Genomic DNA, 21,288 nt, shown 5'->3' on the forward strand with positions numbered 1-21,288 from the left:
TGGCGCTCCTATGATCGGCCGCCTGGTGGTGATCGGTTTGGGCCTGATTGGCGGCTCTTTCGCCAAGGGCCTGCGTGAGCGTGGTTTGTGCCGGGAGGTGGTCGGGGTTGATCTGGACCCAGAGTCGCGCCGCTTGGCCGTCGAACTCGGTGTCGTGGATCGCTGTGAGGAGGACTTGGCCACGGCCTGTCAGGGGGCGGATGTTATTCAGTTGGCGGTGCCGATTTTGGCCATGGAAAAACTCCTGGCCGAGCTGGTGAAGTTGAACTTGGGTGAAGCGATCCTGACTGATGTGGGCAGTGCCAAAGGCAATGTGCTGCGCGCCGCTCGTCTGGCGTTTGCGGATAAACCGGTGCGGTTCGTGCCGGGCCATCCGATCGCCGGTTCCGAGCAGAGCGGGGTTGAAGCCGCTAATGGCCAGCTGTTCCGCCGCCATAAAGTGATTCTCACCCCTTGCGAGTTAGGTGACGACGCAGCGCTGCAATTGGTGTCCAAGCTCTGGGTGGAGCTGGGCGCCGATGTTGAGTGCATGGACGTCGAGCATCATGATCAGGTGTTGGCGGCGACCAGTCACTTACCGCACTTATTGGCTTTTACCTTGGTTGATTCGTTGGCTAAACGCAGCGAGAACCTGGAGATTTTTCGTTACGCCGCTGGTGGTTTTCGCGACTTTACGCGGATCGCCGGCAGTGATCCGGTGATGTGGCATGACATCTTCCTCGCTAACCGCGAGGCCGTTTTGCGCACGCTGGACGTATTTCGCGGCGATCTCGACGCACTGCGCGACGCGGTCGACGCTGGGGATGGGCATCAACTGTTGGGCGTCTTTACCCGCGCCCGCGTGGCCCGTGAGCATTTCGGCAAAATTTTGGCCCGCAGGGCTTATGTGGACGCTATGCACTCGAACGATCTGGTTTTTCTGGCTAATCCTGGCGGCAAAGTTTCCGGGCGCATCCGTGTTCCGGGAGATAAATCCATCTCCCACCGCTCCATCATGCTCGGCTCCTTGGCTGAGGGCGTGACCCAAGTTGAAGGCTTCCTCGAAGGTGAAGATGCCTTGGCCACCATCCAAGCGTTCCGCGATATGGGGGTCGTCATTGAAGGCCCGCATCACGGTCGGGTGACGGTGCATGGCGTGGGGCTCAATGGTCTGCAGGCGCCGGCTGGCCCGCTGTATATGGGTAACTCCGGTACCTCCATGCGTCTGCTGTCCGGCCTGCTCTCGGCGCAGTCGTTCGATACCACCCTGACCGGTGATGCGTCGCTGTCCAAGCGCCCGATGAACCGCGTGGCCAAGCCGCTGCGGGCCATGGGCGCAGTGATCGAAACCGGCCCAGAAGGCCGTCCACCGCTGACTATCCGTGGCGGCCAGCGCCTGACCGGGATGGACTACGAAATGCCGATGGCCAGTGCCCAGGTTAAATCCTGTCTGCTATTGGCGGGCCTCTACGCCGCCGGCCACACCTCGGTGACTGAGCCTGCGCCCACCCGTGACCACACCGAGCGCATGCTGCAAGGCTTTGGCTATCCCGTCAGCGTCGAAGGCAGCACTGCCACCGTTGAAGCCGGCCATAAACTGACGGCGACCCATATCGAAGTCCCGGCCGATATTTCCTCGGCAGCGTTCTTCTTGGTTGCTGGCAGCATCGCCCAAGACTCTGAATTGGTGTTGGAGCACGTTGGCATCAACCCAACCCGCACCGGCATCATCGACATTCTCCGGCTGATGGGCGGCGACATCACCCTGGAAAACCAGCGCGAAGTCGGCGGCGAGCCTGTGGCCGATATTCGTGTGCGCAGTGCCCAGCTCAAGGGCATCGATATCCCTGAGGATCTGGTGCCGCTGGCCATTGATGAATTCCCCGTGCTGTTCGTGGCCGCTTCGGTTGCTGAGGGTCGCACCGTGCTGCGCGGCGCCGAAGAGCTGCGGGTGAAGGAGTCGGACCGCATTCAGGTTATGGCTGACGGTCTGCTGGCCCTGGGCGCCAAGGTTGAGCCGACGCCAGACGGCATCATTATTGAGGGTGGCGCTCTGGGTGGTGGCGAAGTTTGGGCTCATGGCGATCACCGTATTGCCATGTCCTTCAGTATCGCCTCGCTGCGCGCTACTGCGCCGATCCGTATCCACGATTGCGCCAACGTTGCCACTTCCTTCCCCAACTTCTTGGCCTTGTCCGAGCAAGTGGGCATCCGCGTTGCGGTGGAGTCGCAAGCATGATCGTGCCACCGGTTATCACCATCGACGGGCCCAGCGGCTCGGGTAAGGGCACCATTGCCGGTTTGCTGGCTAAGCAACTGGGTTGGAACCTGCTCGACTCGGGCGCCTTGTATCGCCTGTTGGCCTTTGCGGCGGGCAATCATGGTGTGGATCTGACCAATGAAGAAGCGCTGAAATTATTGGCCGCCCATCTGGATGTGCAGTTCCTGCCAGCAGAAGGTGATCAAGGTCAGCGCATCATTCTGGAAGGCGATGAAGTCACCAGCTTGATCCGTAACGAGCAGATCGGCGCCGGTGCTTCGCAAGTCGCTTCGCTGTCAGCGGTACGCGACGCCTTGCTGCAACGTCAGCAGGCGTTCAAGGAAATGCCCGGGCTGATTGCAGATGGCCGTGACATGGGAACCGTGGTGTTTCCCGATGCGCCACTGAAGATTTTCCTCACCGCCAGTGCCGAGGAGAGGGCGCGCCGCCGTTACTTGCAGTTGAAGGCCAAGGGCGATGATGTTAATCTCGCGAGTCTTCTTGAAGAGATTCAGGCGCGCGATGAGCGCGATACCCAGCGTGCAGTAGCGCCGCTTAAGCCGGCTGCTGATGCAATAGTGTTGGATTCCACTGCAATCTCGATTGAACAAGTGCTAGCAACAATCCTCAGCGAGGTCGCTAACCGCGAGCTCGCTGGTTGAAAAGAGCCTCAGCTGCCTTAAGCTGATTAGCTCGCCGAGAGACCTACGAGAATCCAGTCATTGTCTCGTGCGTCTCTTTATATATGAACGTACCCACATTGTCTGGAATGTGGTTTGGGCGGATTCCCTGCCCTAAAATTACAGGAATTAAAATGAGCGAAAGCTTTGCTGAACTGTTTGAAGAAAGCCTACAGACCCTGAATCTTCAGGCAGGCTCGATCATCACTGCCATCATCGTCGACATCGATTACCAAGCTGGTTGGGTAACTGTTCACGCTGGTCTGAAGTCGGAAGGCCTCATCCCGCTGGAGCAGTTCCACAACGACGCTGGCGAGTTGACCATTAAGGTCGGTGACGAAGTTCACGTTGCTCTGGACGCGGTTGAAGACGGCTTTGGTGAAACCAAACTGTCCCGCGAAAAAGCCAAACGTGCCGAGTGCTGGATCGTTCTGGAAGCAGCTTTCGCCGCTGAGGAAGTGGTTACGGGCGTTATCAACGGTAAGGTTAAAGGCGGCTTCACTGTCGACGTTAACGGCATCCGTGCGTTCCTGCCAGGTTCCTTGGTTGATGTCCGTCCAGTGCGTGATACCACTCACCTGGAAGGCAAAGAGCTGGAATTCAAAGTCATCAAGCTGGACCAGAAGCGCAACAACGTTGTCGTTTCCCGCCGCAGCGTTCTGGAAGCCGAGAACAGCGCCGAGCGCGAAGCTCTGCTGGAATCCCTGCAGGAAGGTCAGCAAGTCAAAGGTATCGTCAAGAACCTCACCGACTACGGCGCGTTCGTGGATCTGGGTGGCGTCGACGGCCTGCTGCACATCACCGACATGGCTTGGAAGCGCATCAAGCATCCTTCCGAGATCGTCAACGTTGGTGACGAAATCGACGTTAAAATCCTCAAGTACGATCGCGAGCGCAATCGTGTTTCCCTGGGCCTCAAGCAACTGGGCGAAGACCCATGGGTTGCTATCAAGGCACGTTACCCAGAGAACACCCGCGTTACTGCACGCGTAACCAACCTGACCGACTACGGCTGCTTCGCAGAGCTGGAAGAAGGCGTGGAAGGTCTGGTGCACGTATCCGAAATGGATTGGACCAACAAAAACATCCACCCATCCAAAGTTGTCAACGTTGGCGACGAAGTGGAAGTTATGGTCCTGGATATCGACGAAGAGCGTCGTCGTATCTCCCTGGGTATCAAGCAGTGCAAAACTAACCCGTGGGAAGATTTCTCCGGTCAGTTCAACAAGGGCGACAAAATCTCCGGCACCATCAAGTCGATCACCGATTTCGGTATCTTCATTGGTCTGGATGGCGGCATCGACGGCCTTGTGCACCTGTCCGACATCTCCTGGAACGAAGTAGGCGAAGAAGCTGTACGCCGCTTCAAGAAAGGCGATGAGCTGGAAACTGTCATCCTGTCCGTAGATCCAGAGCGTGAGCGCATCTCCCTGGGTATCAAGCAACTGGAAGAAGATCCGTTCTCCGACTACGTTGCTGTTAACGACAAAGGCACTATCGTTCGCGGTACTGTTAAAGAAGTTGACGCCAAAGGCGCTGTAATCACCCTGGCTGATGGCATTGAAGCCACTCTGAAAGCCTCCGAAATCAGCCGTGACCGCGTTGAAGATGCGCGCAACGTCCTGAAAGAAGGCGAAGAAGTTGAAGCTAAGATCATCAGCGTTGACCGTAAGAGCCGCGTAATCAGCTTGTCGGTCAAGTCGAAAGACGTTGAAGACGAAAAAGAAGCAATCAAAGAAATGCGCAAGCAGGAAGTTGAAACTGCTGGTCCGACCACCATTGGTGATCTGATCCGTGCGCAGATGGAAAACCAGAACTAAGTTCTGCTTCTCCAGAAAGGGCGACTTCGGTCGCCCTTTTTTATGCCTAAAAATAGTTAAGGGACTGTTTGATAGGCTTTTCAAATCTGGTCAAGCATGCTAAAACCTTCTTACCTAGTGATCTAGCCGCTTGAAAAAGAAGGGAAAATCATGACCAAGTCGGAATTGATCGAGCGCATCGTTACCCATCAGGGGCAGCTCTCGTCCAAAGATGTCGAGTTGGCAATTAAGACCATGCTTGAGCAGATGTCGCAGGCTCTGTCGACCGGTGATCGGATTGAGATCCGTGGGTTTGGCAGTTTCTCACTCCACTACCGTGCGCCACGTGTTGGGCGTAACCCAAAAACTGGGGATTCGGTACGTTTGGATGGCAAATTTGTCCCTCACTTTAAACCTGGCAAGGAATTGCGTGATCGGGTTAATGAAGATGAATAGCCATTAGCCGTCGTTAGCTAGCCAGAATTTCTTAAGCCACGCCTAGTTCTGCTAAGCGTGGCTTTTGTTTGTCTGTCGATAAATATGCCGCTAAAAGTGCTGATTGGTAAGTTTCGACATAGTGATAAAAAAGTCCGACTAAAAGAGCAGAGCTCATTAGTAAGGGAAGGGAGCTGTTGAAGCTGCTGTCGCCGGTGGTTCGTAAGGTGAAGGCTAATGAGTCGGTTCGGCTGGCAATATCAGTAAATCCGCCTGGGAATTTTGTCACTGAGGCTCGTTATCTTGCCTAGCAGGGCCCACGCGGGTACGGATGGTTCTCCTAAGGATCTGAATTGCTCCCTGTTTCACAAGCGTATTACGCCGGTCTTTTCCCTTGTTGTTAATTTACTATGTTGCCGGATATAGGGCTTAGGTAGTCCCAGTATCACTGAATATAAGGAGTACTAAGCTTTGAGTCGTTGTGGTGTGCTGGTAACAGGTGCGTCTGGCTTTGTAGGCGGCAGCTTGCTGCGATATTTGTCTGCTCAAGGCGGATATCGATTACATGCTGCGCTGAGGAAGGAATGCCCTGATCTACCTGCTGATGTGCGCTGTCACCAAGTCGAGGGGTTAGCCCCTACGACCGACTGGTCCCAGGCATTGGCAGGGGTTGAGGTCGTCGTGCATAGCGCCGCTCGAGTGCATGTGATGCAGGAGCAGGAGCAAGATCCTCTTGCTGAATATCGTCTGGCCAACGTTGCCGGTACTGTGCAGCTGGCCCGGCAAGCGCTGGCTGCTGGGGTTAGACGTTTTATCTATATCAGCTCAGTGAAGGTCAATGGTGAGTTCACTGAGTCGGGGCGAGCCTTTACTGCTGAGGACACTCCGGCTCCGCAGGATCCTTATGGCGTCTCGAAATGGGAGGCGGAGCTTGCTTTGCGCGAGTTACTCAGCGGCAGCTCCATGGAGCTGGTGATAATCCGGCCTGTATTGATTTACGGCCCAGGGGTCAAAGCTAATTTTCTCAGCTTATTGCGCGTAGTCGAGCGTGGAGTGCCATTGCCGTTTGCGCGCGTGACGCAGCGGCGTAGCTTGGTGGGGATCGATAACTTACTGGATTTAATTAAGCTCTGCTTTGATCATCCGGCAGCGGTGGGTCAGATATTCTTAGCCAGTGATGGTCAGGATGTGTCGTTGCCTGAGCTGTTGCGTCATATTGCTCATGCAATGGATAAGCCCTGCCGGCTTCTACCTGTACCGCTTAGTTTTATGCGCGCAGGTGCCAAGATATTGGGCCGCGGAGCTATGGCACAGCGGTTGCTGTCCTCTCTGCAGGTGGATATCCGCAAGAACCAACAGATGCTGCAGTGGACAGCACCTGTCAGTCTCGAGCAGGGAGTTATTAAAACTGTGCAAGCCTATTTGGAAGCAAGTAAGTAATGAGTGTTTGGTGGTATTTGCCCTTGTTAGCCGGAGTTTCCTGTGTGCTGACCGCGCTACTGCGTCGTTATGCGATCGCTCGTAGCTTGCTGGATGTCCCCAACTTGCGCAGTTCTCACAGTGTCCCAACACCTAGGGGCGGCGGGGTGGCTATTGTGCTCAGCTTTATCGCCGCTACGACTGTGCTCTATCTACAGGGGCTCGTGGCGCTTGATCTGGCTGTCGCCATCCTCGGGGCTGGTGGTTTAACTGCCTTGGTCGGGTTCCTCGACGATCATGGTCATATCCAGGCACGTTGGCGCTTGCTTGCCCATTTTGTTGCGGCGCTATGGGGACTGTATTGGTTGGGCGGGATGCCGCAGCTTGAGTTATTAGGGGTGACCGTACAGCTTGGTTGGTTGGGACAACTGCTGGCGGTGCTTTATTTAGTGTGGATGCTTAACTTGTATAACTTTATGGATGGCATTGATGGAATCGCCGCCATTGAGGCCATAACTGTGTGTTTAAGCGCTGCATTGTTGTCATATTTGGCCGACATTAGTACTGTTTGGCTAGCGTTACTTTTAGCAGCCTGTGTGTTGGGCTTCTTGGTGTGGAACTTTCCCCCCGCGCGGATATTTATGGGCGACGCAGGTAGCGGTTTTCTAGGTGTTATCCTCGCGCTGTTGTCCTTGCAGGCCGCAACGCAATCCCCTGATTTACTCTGGGCTTGGTTGATCCTGCTTGGGGTGTTTATCGTTGATGCCACCTATACCTTATTGCGCCGCCTGCTGCGCGGGGATAAGGTCTATCAGGCACATCGTAGTCATGCTTATCAATATGCATCCCGTCTTTATCAGGGGCATTTACCTATCACGCTAGCTGTTGCCCTGATTAATTTGCTTTGGCTATTACCTGTGGCATTGATGGTTGTTTGCGGCGGTTTAGATGGCTTAATAGGCTTGATTTTGGCCTATATACCCTTGGTGTTAATGGCAATTAAGTATCGCGCCGGGCAGTTGGAAGTTTGCTCTTAAGTTTGGTGGAACAATGTTAAAGTCCAAGATGAAGACTTAGCGATTGTTAAGGTCGTCGCGAGCTAGAATATCTAGGTGCAAGAGGCGTGGAGGCATAAGTTATGGATAGGGTCAGGACCTTTTTGCTGGGGTTACCGCGACGTCAAAAGCGCCTGTTACAGGTTGCGACCGACGTGGTCTTGGTATGGGTAGCACTGTGGCTGGCCTTTATCGTGCGTTTGGGTATTGAGGATATGGATAATCCTGTACGCGATCATCTCTGGTTATTTATCTCAGCACCACTGGTCGCTATTCCCCTGTTTATTCGTTTTGGTATGTACCGCGCAGTGATGCGCTATTTTGGCAATGATGCGCTAGTAGCGATCATCAAAGCGGTCAGCCTGTCTTCCCTGATTCTTGCCCTAGTGGTGTACTGGTACAGCAATCACCAGGCGGTGGTGCCGCGTTCGGTGATCTTTAACTACTGGTGGTTGAGCCTTGTGATTTTGGGCGGTTTGCGCCTAATCATGCGGCAGTACTTTATGGGCGACTGGTTTACTGCGGCGCAACATGTGCCCTTCACCAGTCGCGACGATGGTCTGACCCGTGTGGCCATTTATGGCGCTGGCGTGGCGGGTAACCAGCTGGTAGCGGCACTGCGTATGGGCCGCTCCATGCGCCCAGTAGCCTTTATCGATGATGATCCCAGCATTACCAATCGCTCCATTTCCGGCTTGCAGGTGTACAAACCTAAGCATATTGAGGAAATGATCCGCGCGACCGGGGCCAAAGAACTATTGCTGGCCTTGCCGTCCCTCAGTCGTTCCCGCCGCCGCGAAATCCTCAATCACTTGGAAGGTTTCCCCCTGCATATTCGCAGCGTGCCGAACTTTACTGATCTGGCGAGCGGCAAGGTGCGGGTTGACGATATCCAGGAAATCGACATTGCTGACCTGTTGGGGCGCGATCCAGTGCCTGCCCGTGGTGATCTGCTGGAGCGTTGCATCACTGGCAAGGTGGTGATGGTCACCGGGGCCGGTGGCTCGATTGGCTCCGAGCTGTCGCGGCAGATCTTTGCCTTGGAGCCTGTCACCCTCATCCTGTTTGAGCACAGCGAATTCAATCTCTACAGCATTTACTCTGAGCTAGAGTCGATTGCTAAACGCTGCGGCAGTGCTGTGCACCTGCTGCCTATCCTCGGTTCAATTCGCAGTGCCAATAAGCTTGTGGATGTGATGCAGAGCTGGAAAGTGGATACGGTGTATCACGCGGCTGCCTACAAGCAGGTGCCTATGGTTGAGCACAACATTGCCGAGGGCGTGCTAAACAACGTTATCGGTACGCTCAATACGGCGCAGGCGGCGGTGCAATGCGGGGTCAGCAACTTTGTGCTGATCTCCACCGATAAAGCGGTACGCCCAACCAATGTGATGGGCAGTACCAAGCGCTTAGCCGAGTTAATTCTGCAAGGCCTGAGCAATGAAATTGCACCGGTCATGTTTGGCGATAAAGCCAACGTATCCCGGGTCAATAAAACCCGCTTTACCATGGTGCGCTTTGGCAATGTGCTGGGCTCTTCGGGTTCGGTGATCCCGCTGTTCCATAAGCAGATCAAATCTGGCGGGCCGCTCACTGTGACCCACCCAGAGATCACCCGTTACTTTATGACCATCCCGGAGGCGGCCCAACTGGTGATTCAGGCTGGGTCCATGGGGCAGGGTGGTGATGTGTTTGTGTTGGACATGGGCGAGCCAGTCAAAATTGTTAAGTTAGCGGAGAAGATGATTCATCTTTCCGGCTTGAGCATCTGCTCGGCAAAAAATCCGCAAGGTGATATCGCCATTGAGTTCACCGGCTTACGTCCAGGCGAGAAACTCTACGAAGAGCTGCTGATAGGTGAGAGTGTATGTCCTACTGAGCACCCCATGATTCGCCGCGCCAATGAGGAGTGTGTGTCGTGGGAGGAGTTTAAGGCGCATCTCTCGGTCCTGTTGGATGCGGTTGAAGCGGACGACTATGAGCGGGTACGGGGCCTGCTGCGCGAGACAGTGTGCGGCTATATACCGGAAGGCGAGATCGTTGACTGGGTACATCTCAATAAGCGTACTTAGCTAGCAGAAGAGCCTCGTCCTAGAGGCTCTGCTGAATTTTTGATGAATTTACCTTGGACTATTTGACAAGTGGGTGGGGCCAGCTAGTTTCTGGGGCGTGAGTAGGTGCTCACGTACTTAAACCAGCGAAAGGATTCCGTTTATGACTCGCATCAAACTGTCCGCCTTGTTATTTGTTCTGTTTTGCACCATTCCCCCCGCGGCGATTGCCGCTGAAGCTAAAACCCCTCCAGCTCCAGCTCCAGCTCCAGCTCCAGCTCCAGCTCAGGCTCAGGCGCCTGCTACCCCAGGCAAAGTTAATCTCAATACGGCCGATGCGGCGACCTTGCAGCGCGAGTTATCCGGCATAGGTGCAGTCAAGGCTCAGGCGATCATCAGTTATCGCGAGGAGCACGGTAAGTTCGCCTCGCCCGATGAGTTACTGGAGGTGAAAGGGATTGGCGCCGCGATCTTGGACCGTAACCGCGACAAACTCAGTGCCAACTAGACGAGGTCTTAGTGATTAAGGTCGGGATTTCCGGCCTTAATTTTTCAGGGTTGTCTGACGCATGCAGAGGCGGCCTACTTCCTAAATCCAGGCCAACCTCAGCCCAGCCCTCAGCGCAAGTTTGCCTAGCCTATTCAGCGCATTAATGGTGCGTGGGCTGCTGCAGCGCCTTAGTTACACTCAGGGCACATTCACTGCACATCAAGGCAGCCTCTATGCATAACCGTATGATGATTACTGGCGCAGGTTCAGGCTTGGGGCGTGAAATCGCCTTGCGTTGGGCCCGGGAAGGCTGGCAGTTGGCCTTGGCCGATGTCAATGAAGCGGGTTTGCAAGAAACCCTGAAACTCGTTCGTGAGGCTGGTGGCGATGGTTTTACCCAGCGCTGCGATGTGCGCGACTACAGCCAGTTAACGGCCTTGGCCCAAGCTTGCGAAGAGAAGTTTGCGGGTATTGATGTCATCGTCAATAACGCTGGCGTCGCCTCGGGCGGCTTCTTCGGTGAGCTGTCACTGGAAGATTGGGACTGGCAGATTTCCATCAACCTGATGGGGGTGGTGAAGGGCTGTAAGGCGTTTCTACCCCTGTTGCTCAAGAGCCAAGGGCGCATCGTCAATATCGCTTCCATGGCCGCCTTGATGCAGGGCCCGGCCATGAGCAATTACAACGTGGCTAAGGCCGGCGTGGTGGCGTTGTCGGAAAGCCTGTTGATTGAGCTCAAGCTGAATAAGGTTGCGGTACACGTGGTCTGCCCCTCGTTTTTCCAAACCAACCTGCTGGATTCATTCCATGGCCCAACCCCTGAGATGAAAGCCCAGGTAGGTAAGTTGTTGGAAAGCTCACCGATTACAGCGGCAGATATTGCCGATTACATTCACAGTGAGATCGCCAAGGGCAGCTTTATGATTCTGCCCCACGAGCAGGGCCGAGTAGCCTGGGCCATCAAGCAGCAAAATCCGCAGCTGTTGTATGACGAGATGACAGCCATGGCCGACAAAATGCGTGCCCCGCGCACGAAGTAAGCCACCTAGCCGGTTGACCCGTGCCGGATAAAACCGGTAGTTGCCTTGTTTGCCCGGCAGTGAGGGGGTAGGGTGCACGGGCTGGCGGTGGTCACCGCGTTATGAATGGATGTTTTGTGAAGCCTTTACCCCGGGCCTTATTGCTATTGGCCCTGATCTTGGCCGCGATTAATTTGCGGCCAGGCATTACCTCCCTTGCCCCCCTCATTGAACGTATCGCTGCTGAGTTAGGCTTAAGTCGTGGTTTGGTTAGCATGACCACTGCACTGCCGGTGCTGTGTATGGGGTTGCTGGCTCCGTTCGCGCCGCGATTGGCGCTGCGTTTAGGACTTGAGCGCAGTATTGCCCTGTGTCTGAGCCTGATCGCGGGGGCCTTGCTGTTACGTGCGCTGGGGCCGCACACCGGGCTGCTGATCGGCAGTGCTGGGCTTTTGGGCGCCGGGATCGCTGTGGCTGGCCCGCTGCTGTCGGGCTTTATCAAACGCCACTTTGCAGGCCGCATGGGCAACGTGGCGGCGTGGTACTCATTGTGTATGGCTGTTGGCGGTGCCAGCGGAGTGGTGCTGACTATTCCGGCCATGCACTGGCTGGCGGATGATTGGAACTTAGGCCTGGCGTTTTGGGCATTGCCGGCGCTGCTGGCGTTGCTGTTGTGGTGGTGGATTCCCAGCCACAGCGAAAGCCAAAGTACTGAAGCGCAAATGGGCTTGCCTTGGCGTGAGCCTCGGGCTTGGCTGTTGAGCGCCTTCTTTGCCTTGCAGGCTGGGTTGTTTTACACCTTGGCGACTTGGGCTGTGGCGCGCTATCACGAGGCTGGCCTGAGCTTGTTACATAGCAACAGCCTGTTCAGTCTGACCATGTTAATGGGCCTGCCCAGCTCTTTTGTGATGCCGTGGTTGGGCCAGCGCTTTGGCAATCGCTACGCCATGATGATGGGCTGTGGCCTGCTGGCTTCGCTGTGCTTGGCAATGATCACCTTTGCCCCCAAGGTCGTGCCTGAGCTCTGGGCGGTGGGCATCGGCTTTGCCTTAAGCGGCTCGTTCTCCCTCGCCTTATTGCTGCCTTTGGCGGAAGCCGGTTCGCCGCTGGCCGTGAGCCGTTGGACGGCGATGATGCTCTGCTGCGGCTATTGCACGGCCTGCGTGACGCCGGTTTTAACCGGACTGCTGCGCGATCTTTCCGGTAACTATCAAGTGCCCTTTGTCCTGTTGACCAGTCTGGCGCTACTGATGACGGTGCTGGCGTGGTACCTGCAACCGAAAGTGCGGCGCTCGTCCCGTTAACGCGGGGCAGTTGGCGGCAATGGTTCCCTCGCTTGCTGGCACTGTGATAGAAGGCAGCCTGAATCTACTGGAGTGCTGGTGTGGAGTCTGAGTCCATCGTTTACGGCTGCATTCGTGACTGGCCTGGCGCTGAGCCGGGGCAAACCCGCTTGCGCCGCGTGCACAATCAGCAGGTGTTGGCTTCTCTGGCCCCGCTTGAGGCATGGAGCCTGCTCGGCGCGCAGATGTTCGCGCGCACTGAGCTGGCAGCCGACGCCGTGCAGCAGACCCAAGTGATTCACTTCGCCGCCAGCTATGCCACGGTCGAATATGAATGGGCTCTATGGATTAAAGAGTTCGAAGCCCTGCTCAAGCGTTTGTACTGGAGCAGCGCGGTGGTCCACCTGGAGACCGAACTCAATGGCACCCATACCTTTCGTTGGGAGTCCGATAACGGCGGGCACAGCCCGCAAGAAGGCGAGCTGCGCGTGCGCTGTGCATGGGAGCGCGAGGGCGGGGTACGGGCTTAGTCTTCGGCTTCCAACGCTTGCAGGGCGTCGAGCCATTCCTTGGGCACTTCTTGCTTGAGCGCCAACTGACATTGTTGGCTTTCCGGATCAAATACGATCACTGCCTGACCCTTGCTTAAGGCCAAGCGCACCCGTTCAACCCGGGTGGTCAGCGGCGTTTCATCGCCATTGTCGGTGCCGTCGCGGGTGACAAAATCTTCGATCAGGCGTTGCAGGGTGTCGGCTTCAAGCAGGTGGTAGGGAATTAACACGGGGTTCTCCAGCGCACGGGCGATGGCCAGCGTCGCGCGGTTAAGCGGATCTAAGTAGAAGGTGCCGGCAGGTAAGCATCTAGGGTGCGATAGAGCTTGTCACTATCCAGGGGCTTGCCGAGAAAATCATTCATCCCGGATTCGCGGCTATGTTGCCGGTGCTCATCGAGGATATGCGCGGTGAGGGCAATAATCGGCACCGCCGGTAAGTTGAGTTGTTGTTCATAGCGGCGAATCTGCCGGGTGGCTTCGAAGCCGTCCATCTTCGGCATTTCACAGTCCATGAGGATCAACTGAGTAGCGCTGGGGTCACGCTGATATTCATACAGAGCGGCAAGGCCGTTGCTGACCAGCCGCACACTGTATCCCCGCTTCTTCAGCAAGCCTTGCACCACCAGTTGATTGACCGAGTTGTCCTCGGCCACCAAGATGCTCGGCGCCTCGTGGCTGGCTATGCGCTTCAAGCTGGGTACGCTCACCGTACTCGGCACCGTCTCGGCATAGAGTTGATTTAAGGCGCTGCGCAGAGCATTGATCGCCAGCGGTTGGGAGAGTGCCAGCAACTGTAATTGCTCGGCGTCGGGCAGGTGGTGCGACTGCTCCGGCGAACACAGCAGCAGTACCCGTTGATCGGGCTGTAGCAGCGGACGCACACTGTCCAGCCAACTGCCGATGGTGCCCGGCCATGGCGCCATCAGGACCAGCAGTGGCGGGATGGCAAACTCTTCGAGGTAACTGCGCAGTGCATCCGGGTTTTGGCAGCGTTCGGTGCGCATGCCCCAGCGCCCCAGCAAGCGGCTGAGTGCATCCAAACCCAGACCATCGAGGGAGCTGAGCAGAGCGGTGCGGCCTTTGAGCAGCTCGTACAGGGCATCACTGCTGCCCGCCTGGATGGCATTGGGCACGCTGAAAACAAAACGGCTGCCTTGATTGGGGGTGCTCTGCACCTCGATGCGGCCGCCCATCATTTCCACCAGCTCTTTGCTGATCGCCAAGCCCAAGCCGCTGCCACCATAGCGGCGGGTGGTGCTGGAGTCGCCTTGGGCGAATGATTCAAAGAGTTTATCTAGGGCTTGGTCGTTAATCCCAATGCCACTGTCGCTCACCGCGAAGACCAAGTGCAGCTGACCTTCGGCATCACTGCGGCGGCTCACGTTAAGTGCTACATGGCCCACGGCGGTGAACTTGAGGGCGTTGCTGAGCAAATTCAGCAGCACTTGTTTGAGGCGGGTAGGGTCGCCGTGGACATAACGGGGGATACCGCTTTCCAGGCTGATATACAGCGCCAGGTGCTTATCCAAGGCTTGTGCGGTAAACAGGCTAAAGGTCTCGGAAATCAACTCTTCCAAGTCGAATTCGATGTGTTCCAGGCTCATCTTGCCGGACTCGATGCGCGCGTAATCGAGGATGTCATTAATCACTTTAATCAGCGAGCCGCCAGAGCTGGCAATGGTGTCGACGTAGAAACGCTGGCTGTGATTGAGCGGGGTTTCTTTAAGCAGTTGCAGCATGCCTAGCACGCCGTTGAGCGGCGTGCGGATCTCGTGGCTCATCTTGGCCAGGAAGCGGCTTTTCGCTTGGCTGTCACTGGCCGCCAGCTCGGCAGCTTGGCGCGACTGGAAGCCTTCTTCTTTGAGCGAGTTGATGCGGTCGGCCAAGCCAATCGACAGGGTGATCAACTCCACGATGACGCCGATTCTTACCACCGTGTCGTTGTACGGGCCCAGGGTCTCGATGCCCAGCGAACCGGCGGTGGCTTGGAAGAACGCACAGAGCAATACCGCCCAAGCCACGCTGTAGTACGAGCCATAGCGTAAGCCGCAGCGCCAGACGTAAAGACCACAGATAATCAAACTCAGTGACACCACCGAGACGGTGAGGCTGGCCAGGATGCTCCAATGGGTATAGCTAATCAGCGGCAGGCAGAACAAGCCGATGGCGCTTAGAAGCATCAAGAGGCGTAGACAAGCATCGGCGCGGGGGAAGTTTTGCTGGGTATGCAGAAAGTGCCGGCTGAACTGGATGGCACTTAGGCACAGTAAGTACATCAGGGCATGGGTGCTAAGGGCTTCCAGCAGCACTTGGTTAGGCAGCAGTTTGAACAGTAAACCGTCATAGCTGAGCCCCATGAGCATGGCGCTGAAGTTGTAAACCAAGTACCAAAAGTAGGCGGACTCGCGCAGTGACAGGTAGAGAAACAGGTTGTAGCAGAACATCGCAAACAGCACGCCGTAGAACGCGCCGTGAAATACGTTGAGGTTTTCATGGACGGCGGCACCGGCCAGGTAAGTGCTGAAGTACAGCGGCACAAACAAGGTACTGGTGGTTTGCACGCGGATCAGCACCGCGGTGTCGCCCGGCGGTACCTGCAACGGGAACCAGAAGTTACGCACCTGCACCGGGCGCTGGGCGAAGTGGTAACGATCGCCGCTTTCTTGCATCTGCCAAAGCCCTTGCGGGTTTTGCACAAAAACTTGCAGATGGTCGAGCAGGGGGTAGTTGACTTCCAAATAACCGGCTAGGCCCTGCGGCTGCAGGTTGTTCAAATTAACCTTAAGCCACCATACCGAATCGTTTTTACCCAAGTTGGTGTGCGCGCCTTGCACGCGCGTGAAACGAGAGTCGGCCATGGCACTGACTTGCTCAACGCTGAGGCTGCCGCTTGGGTCTTCTACATAGGCGGTGTAGGGTCCCAGCGACAAGCGTAGCTCGGGGCTATTGAGGGGCGCGGGGAGCATCGCTGATGCGGAGCCGCACAACCAATAAAGCACTAGAGTTAGCCAGATTCGGGACATGCGCGATCTCATTCAAGAAGGGCAGCGGGTAAAGGCAATGTGGCTGTATAGCCATTTGCCCGGAACAGCTATGGCCAGCAATACTCCTAGATTAGATCGCAATAGCTCAGGGCGTGGCCGCACTCAATCTGGCGACCACGGCTGGCTGAGGGTTAACGTTGGGTGCCTGCTTTGGGCTGGCGGTAGAGGTCGAGTAACACTTGGTCGAGAATCGACGAAGCACCCCATGGCCGTGGATCGTTGAGGATCGCTACCACTGCCCAGCTATTACCGTTGCTGTCACGGCTGAAACCGGCGATGGCGCGCACGTTATTCAGGGTGCCGGTTTTGATCCGCGCCTGGCCGGCCAGCGGGGTATTGCGCAAGCGTTTACGCATGGTGCCGTCGGTGCCGACGATTGGCAGCGAACTCATAAACTCGGCGGCATAGGGGCTACGCCAGGCGGCCTGGAGTAATGCGGCCATTTCCCGGGCATTGACCCGCTCATCACGGGACAGCCCCGAGCCATTCTCCATGACCAAATGCGGGGCGGTGATGCCCTTACCTGCCAGCCAAGCGCGAATCGCGCGTTGTGCCGCTTTGCTGTCATCGGCATCGGCGCTGGTGCGGAACTTGGCGCCAATGCTGAGGAACAGCTGGCGGGCCATGGTGTTGTTACTGTACTTGTTGATGTCGCGGATGATTTCCGCCAAGTCTGGCGAATAAGCGCGTGCCAGTAGGCGGGCCTTATCCGGCACGGCGCCCGAGCGGTCGTGGCCGCGGATGCTGCCGCCGAGTTCTTTCCAGATTGCGCGAATCGCGCCTGCGGCATAGCTAGGATGGTCCAGCAGCGACAGATAGGTTTGCGAGCTGCAGCCTTCGGCCAATTGCCCGGTCACTACAACGGTGGTGCCATTGGCGTCGGTCCCCGGGCTGTAGCGCACATCAGGCCAGCCTGGGCACTGTGCAGCCGGCAGCGCTTTGACGCGGTTTTCTATGCGGATCGCCTCAATCGGTGGCTCAGTGGCGATGATGACTTTGCCGCCTTCGTTGCGGGCGATAAAGCGCAGGGCTTTGAGGTTGACCAGCAGCGAATCAGGGGTTACCAGAAATGGCTTATAGGCATCGCCGCCATCATCGTTAAAGCTGGGTAGCGCTGGTGGGTTGAAGTAGTTGCGGTCCAACACCAAGTCGCCGGTGATTTGCTGCACACCGTTGGCGCGCAGGTCACGCAGCAACAGCCAGAGTTTTTCCATATTGAGTTTCGGGTCACCGCCACCTTTGAGGAACAAGTTGCCATTGAGCACGCCATTGTTCAGTTGGCCATCGGTGTAAAACTCGGTTTTCCATTGGTAAGTCGGGCCCAGCAGCTCCAGCGCCGCATAGGTGGTGACCAGCTTCATGGTCGAGGCTGGGTTAACCGAAACATCGGAGTTATAGAAGGTGCTGCTGCCCGGCCCGTTGAGCGGGATGGTCACCACGGACAGCGACTGACTGTTGATTTTGTTGGTTTTGAGTGCCTGCTGCACTTTGTTGGAGAGAGCCGGTGCGGCGGCCAGAGGTAAACAAACAGGCAGAAGCAGGGTAACGATGGCCAACTGGCGTAACGATTTGATCATGGGCAAATACCCTGCGCTGAGATGAAAAGGTAAACGTGCATGGGCTGCATTCCTTGCAACGAGTGAATAGCCTCGGATTATGCCCCAATCAGGCCCTTGGCGCAGGCTTGTTACACCGTGTTTCCATGGCCTTTCAGCGCTTGCCGAAGATCGCGGGAAATTTTCTAAACGGGCATGTAGGGCGCGAAACTGCTAGAGTACGGCGCGTAATTACTTTTGAGGATTGTTTCTATGGCTACTAACCGTTCCCGCCGTCTGCGCAAAAAACTCTGCGTGGATGAATTCCAGGAACTGGGTTTTGAGCTGAACCTGAACTTCAAACAAGACCTGTCCGATGAAGCTATCGATAGCTTCCTTGAGCAGTTCCTGCGTGAAGCGATGGAAGCCAACGGCCTGGGTTATGTGGGCGGCGATGACTTCGGTCTGGTGTGCCTGGCTAAACGTGGCTCGGTCAGCGAAGAGCAGCGCACTGCTGTTGACGCTTGGCTCAAAGGCCGTAGCGAGCTGGCTGACTACACCGCTAGCCCGCTGATCGACGTGTGGTACCCGGAAAACGCGGTTAACCCAGCGTGATCCCAGCAAGCGAGGCGCTCTGCAGCGTCTCGCTTGCCACCCTTGCGCGCTATACCGGCAGGGCTTCAGTTAAACCTGCCAGCGCCAATATCCCCCGCTCATCGACCTGATCAATCTGTTCGTGACGTAGAAACTGCTCCGCATAGCGGCGGTACACCTGTGCCTGGATAAACAGGCCGAACAGCTCGGGGTCGATATGTCCGCTCAGACACATCCCGGCCATGATGATTAGCGCGTCGGAGAGCATCTTGCCCTTTTTGTACGGGCGATCGACTGCGGTCAGGGCTTCAAAGATATCCGCCACGGCCATGATGCGCGCCGGCAAACTCATCTCATGACGCTTAAGGCGTTTGGGATAACCCGTGCCATCCATTTTTTCGTGGTGCCCCCCCGCAATCTCCGCCACTTTGCTCAAGTGCGCAGGGAAGGGCAGGTGGCTAAGCATGCGGATGGTCTGCACCATGTGTCCGTTGATGATGTAACGCTCTTCGGCGGTGAGCGTGCCGCGGCCGATGCTGAGGTTGTACAGCTCGCCACGGTTGTATTTGTACTGCGGCACCTCGAGTTGGAAGCCCCAGGGGTTGTCGGCTGGAATGCACTCACTGGGCGGGCGCTCGATCAGGTGGATGGCTTTGTCGCTGAGCAAGTTTTCTCGGGTTGGCAGTGTCGGGGCCGGGCTGCGTGCATGGCGCAGTTGCTCTTCCCAAGACACCCCAAGGCGATCATCTAGGGTGCGCAGCCAACTGCGTGTAGCGATCTGCCGCAGACGTTGCAGGTCGGCCTCCAGCATCAACTCCGCGCCCTTGTTACAGCGGGCGACGAAGGCGAAGTCATCATCCAGGCTGGCCAACAGCTGATCGCGTGCCTGGGCCAAACTCTCGGCCTCGCCACCGTTGGCCACGCTTTGCCAATAGCTGATCCAGGCATCGCGCTTGAGCACTTCGAAACGCATGCGGATCTCATGGATGCGATCGTAGAGAGTCTCCAGTTTGGTGGCCTTGTCCACCACATACTCCGGCACCGTGACCTTGCCGCAGTCGTGCAGCCAGGCGGCGATGTGCAGCGCTTCCCAATCCTCTTCGTTGGGCTGGTAATCCTTAAACGCCGGCTCGTTGCTGTCGGCGGCGGCCTTGGCCAGCATAAAGGTGATTTCCGGCACGCGTTGACAGTGCCCGCCGGTATAGGGACTTTTGGCGTCGATGGCGCCGGCAATCAGTTGGATGAAGGAGTCGAGCAGCTTCTTTTGCTGATCCAACAGGCGCTGGCTTTCAATGCACAGCGCGGCCACCCCGGACACTGCCTCGATATAGGCAATGCGCTCCGGGCGTAGCATGGCTAGCTCATCACCGTCCGCGCTTTGACGCTGTATAAACAGCAGCACGCCCAAGGTATGGCCTTGGCGGTTGTGCAGGCCGGTACTGACCACATGTACCCGAGGGCTGTCTAAGGCCTGCAGCAACCCTTGGAAGCCTTGGGCTTCACTAACATTCAAGGTCAGCGTGGTGCTTTTGCCGCCATTGGCGACCTGTGCCAACCAACCGGGCAGCTTGCGGTCATGCATGGCGAAGCTGGGGATTTGCTGCTGCTCCAGGCTGTGTTGCTGATGGTCGATAAACAGCCCGTGGGGTTCCAGCCGGCCCGTGCTGGCGTCGCGCAAATACAGGAGACCGGCGCAGGCTTCGCTAAGCTCGACGGTCTCGCGCAATACGCGCTTAAGCAGTGGGTCGAAGCGCGTCTCGGCGGAGAGTCCGGCGGTGATGTCGTGGAAGCTGGCGATGGTGTCTTTCATATGCTTCATGGCCACCGCCAGTTGGTCGACTTCCTTGACCATGCTGCGGCCACTGGCCGGGTGTTTGAAATCAAAGCGGCGAATCGCTTCAGCCTCGCCAACCAGCATGCGCAAGGGTTTAACCAGCAGATTGGCCAGCCACCAAGCCAGCGGAATACACAGCAACAAAATGACTAAAGTCAGCGCCGCCATTTGCCAGCGAATGCGATAGGCATCGGCCAGCAGTTCGTGCTCCGGAGCCATTAGCAGCAGGCGCAGGCCTTGAGGGCCGCCTTCGCGCAGTTGGCTAAAGGAAATTTGCCAGCGCTGCTCATCGATGATCACGCTGCCTTGTTGATCGTCCTGTAAGTCCAGCTGGAGAAACTTGGCCAGCACCGGACTTAGATTCTCGACCTGGGCCAGTTGCAGTTGCTCGCCCGGCACTACCAAGCGGGAGCTGTCCGGATAAGCCACGGCGCTGCCGTCGGGGCTGTACAGCACCGCTTCGGAGGAAGGGGGCAGGTCATTGTTGGCCAGGGTCGCCGATAAGTCGGCCAGGGTCAGGTCGGCGCCGAGCACCGTGCCATCCCGGCTTTTACGGGCGAGAGTGGTGCCGATTTCGCGGGTCGAGAAAAAACTATAGGGCGTAGTGGTGAAGTGGCCTTCACTGGCCAAGGCGCTGCTGTACCAAGGACGCGTGCGTGGGTCGTAGCTCTCTTTAAGATTTTGCCGGCGGCTAATCGGCTGCAGGTTTTCATCGATAAACAGGTATTCCGAATCGCTGCGCTGCTGGCTGTAGCGATCGATGCTCCACACCTGATACGCAGCATTGGGCGGCGCCACGAAGATCTCGCGCAGCATGTCGCTGCGTATTGGCCGCACCATAAAAAAACTGCCGTCGGCATAACCGATATAGATCGAGGCCAGTTTGGGATTGTCGCGCAGGGCTTGGGTGAAGGTCGGCAGCAAGCCCATCCGCGCATGGCGGTCTTGCCCTGTAAGCTGCTCGTTACGCACCAGCAAATTGAGCATCAGGCGAATGGGTTGGTAAGTGTGCTGCAGGTCGCTCTCGACCTTTTCGCGCATTTGCTTAAACAGCTGCTCGCTGCTGCTGAGGATGATCTTGCTGGTCTGCTGGTAGTTAAACAGCCCCAGCACAGTACCGCAGAGGAGTAACAGTAAGGTGAATAACACACTGATGTGAATATGCAGGGCAAAGCGGCGGCTGTTGAGCCAGGGCTTAGGGTGCATGTGGGGCGCCTTGATCACTGATAAGTCAGTTCAAAGCATAGTCAGGCTTGTT

General features: G+C 56.7%; 16 protein-coding genes. 12 read left to right on the forward strand and 4 right to left on the reverse strand.

Features of this window, described 5'->3' with window-relative positions:
* Positions 1-10 precede the first annotated feature (10 nt).
* The 11 genes from NTD81_RS05280 (at position 11) to NTD81_RS05330 (ending at position 13,000) form a co-directional block, all read left to right on the forward strand.
* Entirely contained in the window at positions 11-2,218 is a 2,208-nt protein-coding gene (locus NTD81_RS05280; protein ID WP_262180222.1) for a bifunctional prephenate dehydrogenase/3-phosphoshikimate 1-carboxyvinyltransferase, read from the forward strand.
* The gene (gene cmk / locus NTD81_RS05285) at positions 2,215-2,901 is read left to right on the forward strand and encodes a (d)CMP kinase (RefSeq protein ID WP_262180224.1); all 687 of its coding nucleotides are present in this window, start codon (positions 2,215-2,217) and stop codon (positions 2,899-2,901) included. The genes NTD81_RS05280 and cmk overlap by 4 nt, the downstream gene beginning before the upstream one ends.
* A 152-nt stretch (positions 2,902-3,053) precedes the next feature.
* A complete protein-coding gene (gene rpsA / locus NTD81_RS05290) occupies positions 3,054-4,739 on the forward strand; it encodes a 30S ribosomal protein S1 (RefSeq protein WP_262180226.1) in 1,686 nt (561 codons plus the stop codon).
* A 150-nt stretch (positions 4,740-4,889) separates the two neighbouring features.
* A complete protein-coding gene (ihfB, locus tag NTD81_RS05295; RefSeq protein WP_090387490.1) occupies positions 4,890-5,174 on the forward strand; it encodes an integration host factor subunit beta in 285 nt (94 codons plus the stop codon).
* Positions 5,175-5,639: 465 nt separating this feature from the next.
* Positions 5,640-6,593 (forward strand): UDP-glucose 4-epimerase family protein, encoded by a 954-nt coding sequence (locus tag NTD81_RS05300; RefSeq protein ID WP_410017129.1) that lies wholly within the window; start codon positions 5,640-5,642, stop codon positions 6,591-6,593.
* Positions 6,593-7,609, forward strand: a complete 1,017-nt coding sequence (locus tag NTD81_RS05305) for an MraY family glycosyltransferase (protein ID WP_262180231.1) — start codon at positions 6,593-6,595, stop codon at positions 7,607-7,609. Before NTD81_RS05300 ends, NTD81_RS05305 begins: the two co-directional genes overlap by 1 nt.
* 101 nt (positions 7,610-7,710) lie before the next feature.
* On the forward strand, positions 7,711-9,699 hold the full coding sequence (locus tag NTD81_RS05310) for a polysaccharide biosynthesis protein (RefSeq protein ID WP_262180233.1): 1,989 nt from the start codon (positions 7,711-7,713) through the stop codon (positions 9,697-9,699).
* Positions 9,700-9,841: 142 nt separating this feature from the next.
* Entirely contained in the window at positions 9,842-10,186 is a 345-nt protein-coding gene (locus tag NTD81_RS05315; protein WP_262180235.1) for a ComEA family DNA-binding protein, read from the forward strand.
* Between the two features lie 215 nt (positions 10,187-10,401).
* Positions 10,402-11,208, forward strand: a complete 807-nt coding sequence (locus NTD81_RS05320) for an SDR family oxidoreductase (protein ID WP_262180237.1) — start codon at positions 10,402-10,404, stop codon at positions 11,206-11,208.
* Between the two features lie 116 nt (positions 11,209-11,324).
* On the forward strand, positions 11,325-12,491 hold the full coding sequence (locus NTD81_RS05325) for a CynX/NimT family MFS transporter (protein ID WP_262180239.1): 1,167 nt from the start codon (positions 11,325-11,327) through the stop codon (positions 12,489-12,491).
* Positions 12,492-12,571: 80 nt separating this feature from the next.
* Complete coding sequence (locus NTD81_RS05330; RefSeq protein WP_262180241.1) at positions 12,572-13,000, forward strand: hypothetical protein; 429 nt, start codon at positions 12,572-12,574, stop codon at positions 12,998-13,000.
* Here the strand turns inward: NTD81_RS05330 and NTD81_RS05335 are convergent.
* The 3 genes from NTD81_RS05335 to dacB all read right to left on the reverse strand — a co-directional run bounded on the left by NTD81_RS05335 (position 12,997) and on the right by dacB (position 17,644).
* A complete protein-coding gene (locus NTD81_RS05335) occupies positions 12,997-13,251 on the reverse strand; it encodes a YheU family protein (RefSeq protein ID WP_262180244.1) in 255 nt (84 codons plus the stop codon). The genes NTD81_RS05330 and NTD81_RS05335 overlap by 4 nt on opposite strands.
* Before the next feature lie 50 nt (positions 13,252-13,301).
* Positions 13,302-16,046, reverse strand: a complete 2,745-nt coding sequence (locus NTD81_RS05340; RefSeq protein WP_262180246.1) for a hybrid sensor histidine kinase/response regulator — start codon at positions 16,044-16,046, stop codon at positions 13,302-13,304.
* Positions 16,047-16,198: 152 nt separating this feature from the next.
* Positions 16,199-17,644 (reverse strand): D-alanyl-D-alanine carboxypeptidase/D-alanyl-D-alanine-endopeptidase, encoded by a 1,446-nt coding sequence (gene dacB / locus NTD81_RS05345; RefSeq protein WP_262180248.1) that lies wholly within the window; start codon positions 17,642-17,644, stop codon positions 16,199-16,201.
* Positions 17,645-17,875: 231 nt separating this feature from the next.
* Between dacB and NTD81_RS05350 the strand changes: the two genes are divergently transcribed.
* Positions 17,876-18,217, forward strand: coding sequence for a YggL family protein (locus tag NTD81_RS05350; RefSeq protein WP_262180251.1), 342 nt, complete (start codon positions 17,876-17,878; stop codon positions 18,215-18,217).
* A 49-nt stretch (positions 18,218-18,266) separates the two neighbouring features.
* Here the strand turns inward: NTD81_RS05350 and NTD81_RS05355 are convergent, their stop codons facing one another.
* On the reverse strand, positions 18,267-21,236 hold the full coding sequence (locus tag NTD81_RS05355; protein ID WP_262180253.1) for an HD domain-containing phosphohydrolase: 2,970 nt from the start codon (positions 21,234-21,236) through the stop codon (positions 18,267-18,269).
* Positions 21,237-21,288: the final 52 nt, after the last annotated feature.

Source organism: Pseudomonas sp. 5P_3.1_Bac2 (assembly GCF_025465995.1).
In the GTDB taxonomy this organism is placed as follows: Bacteria; Pseudomonadota; Gammaproteobacteria; order Pseudomonadales; family Pseudomonadaceae; genus Aquipseudomonas.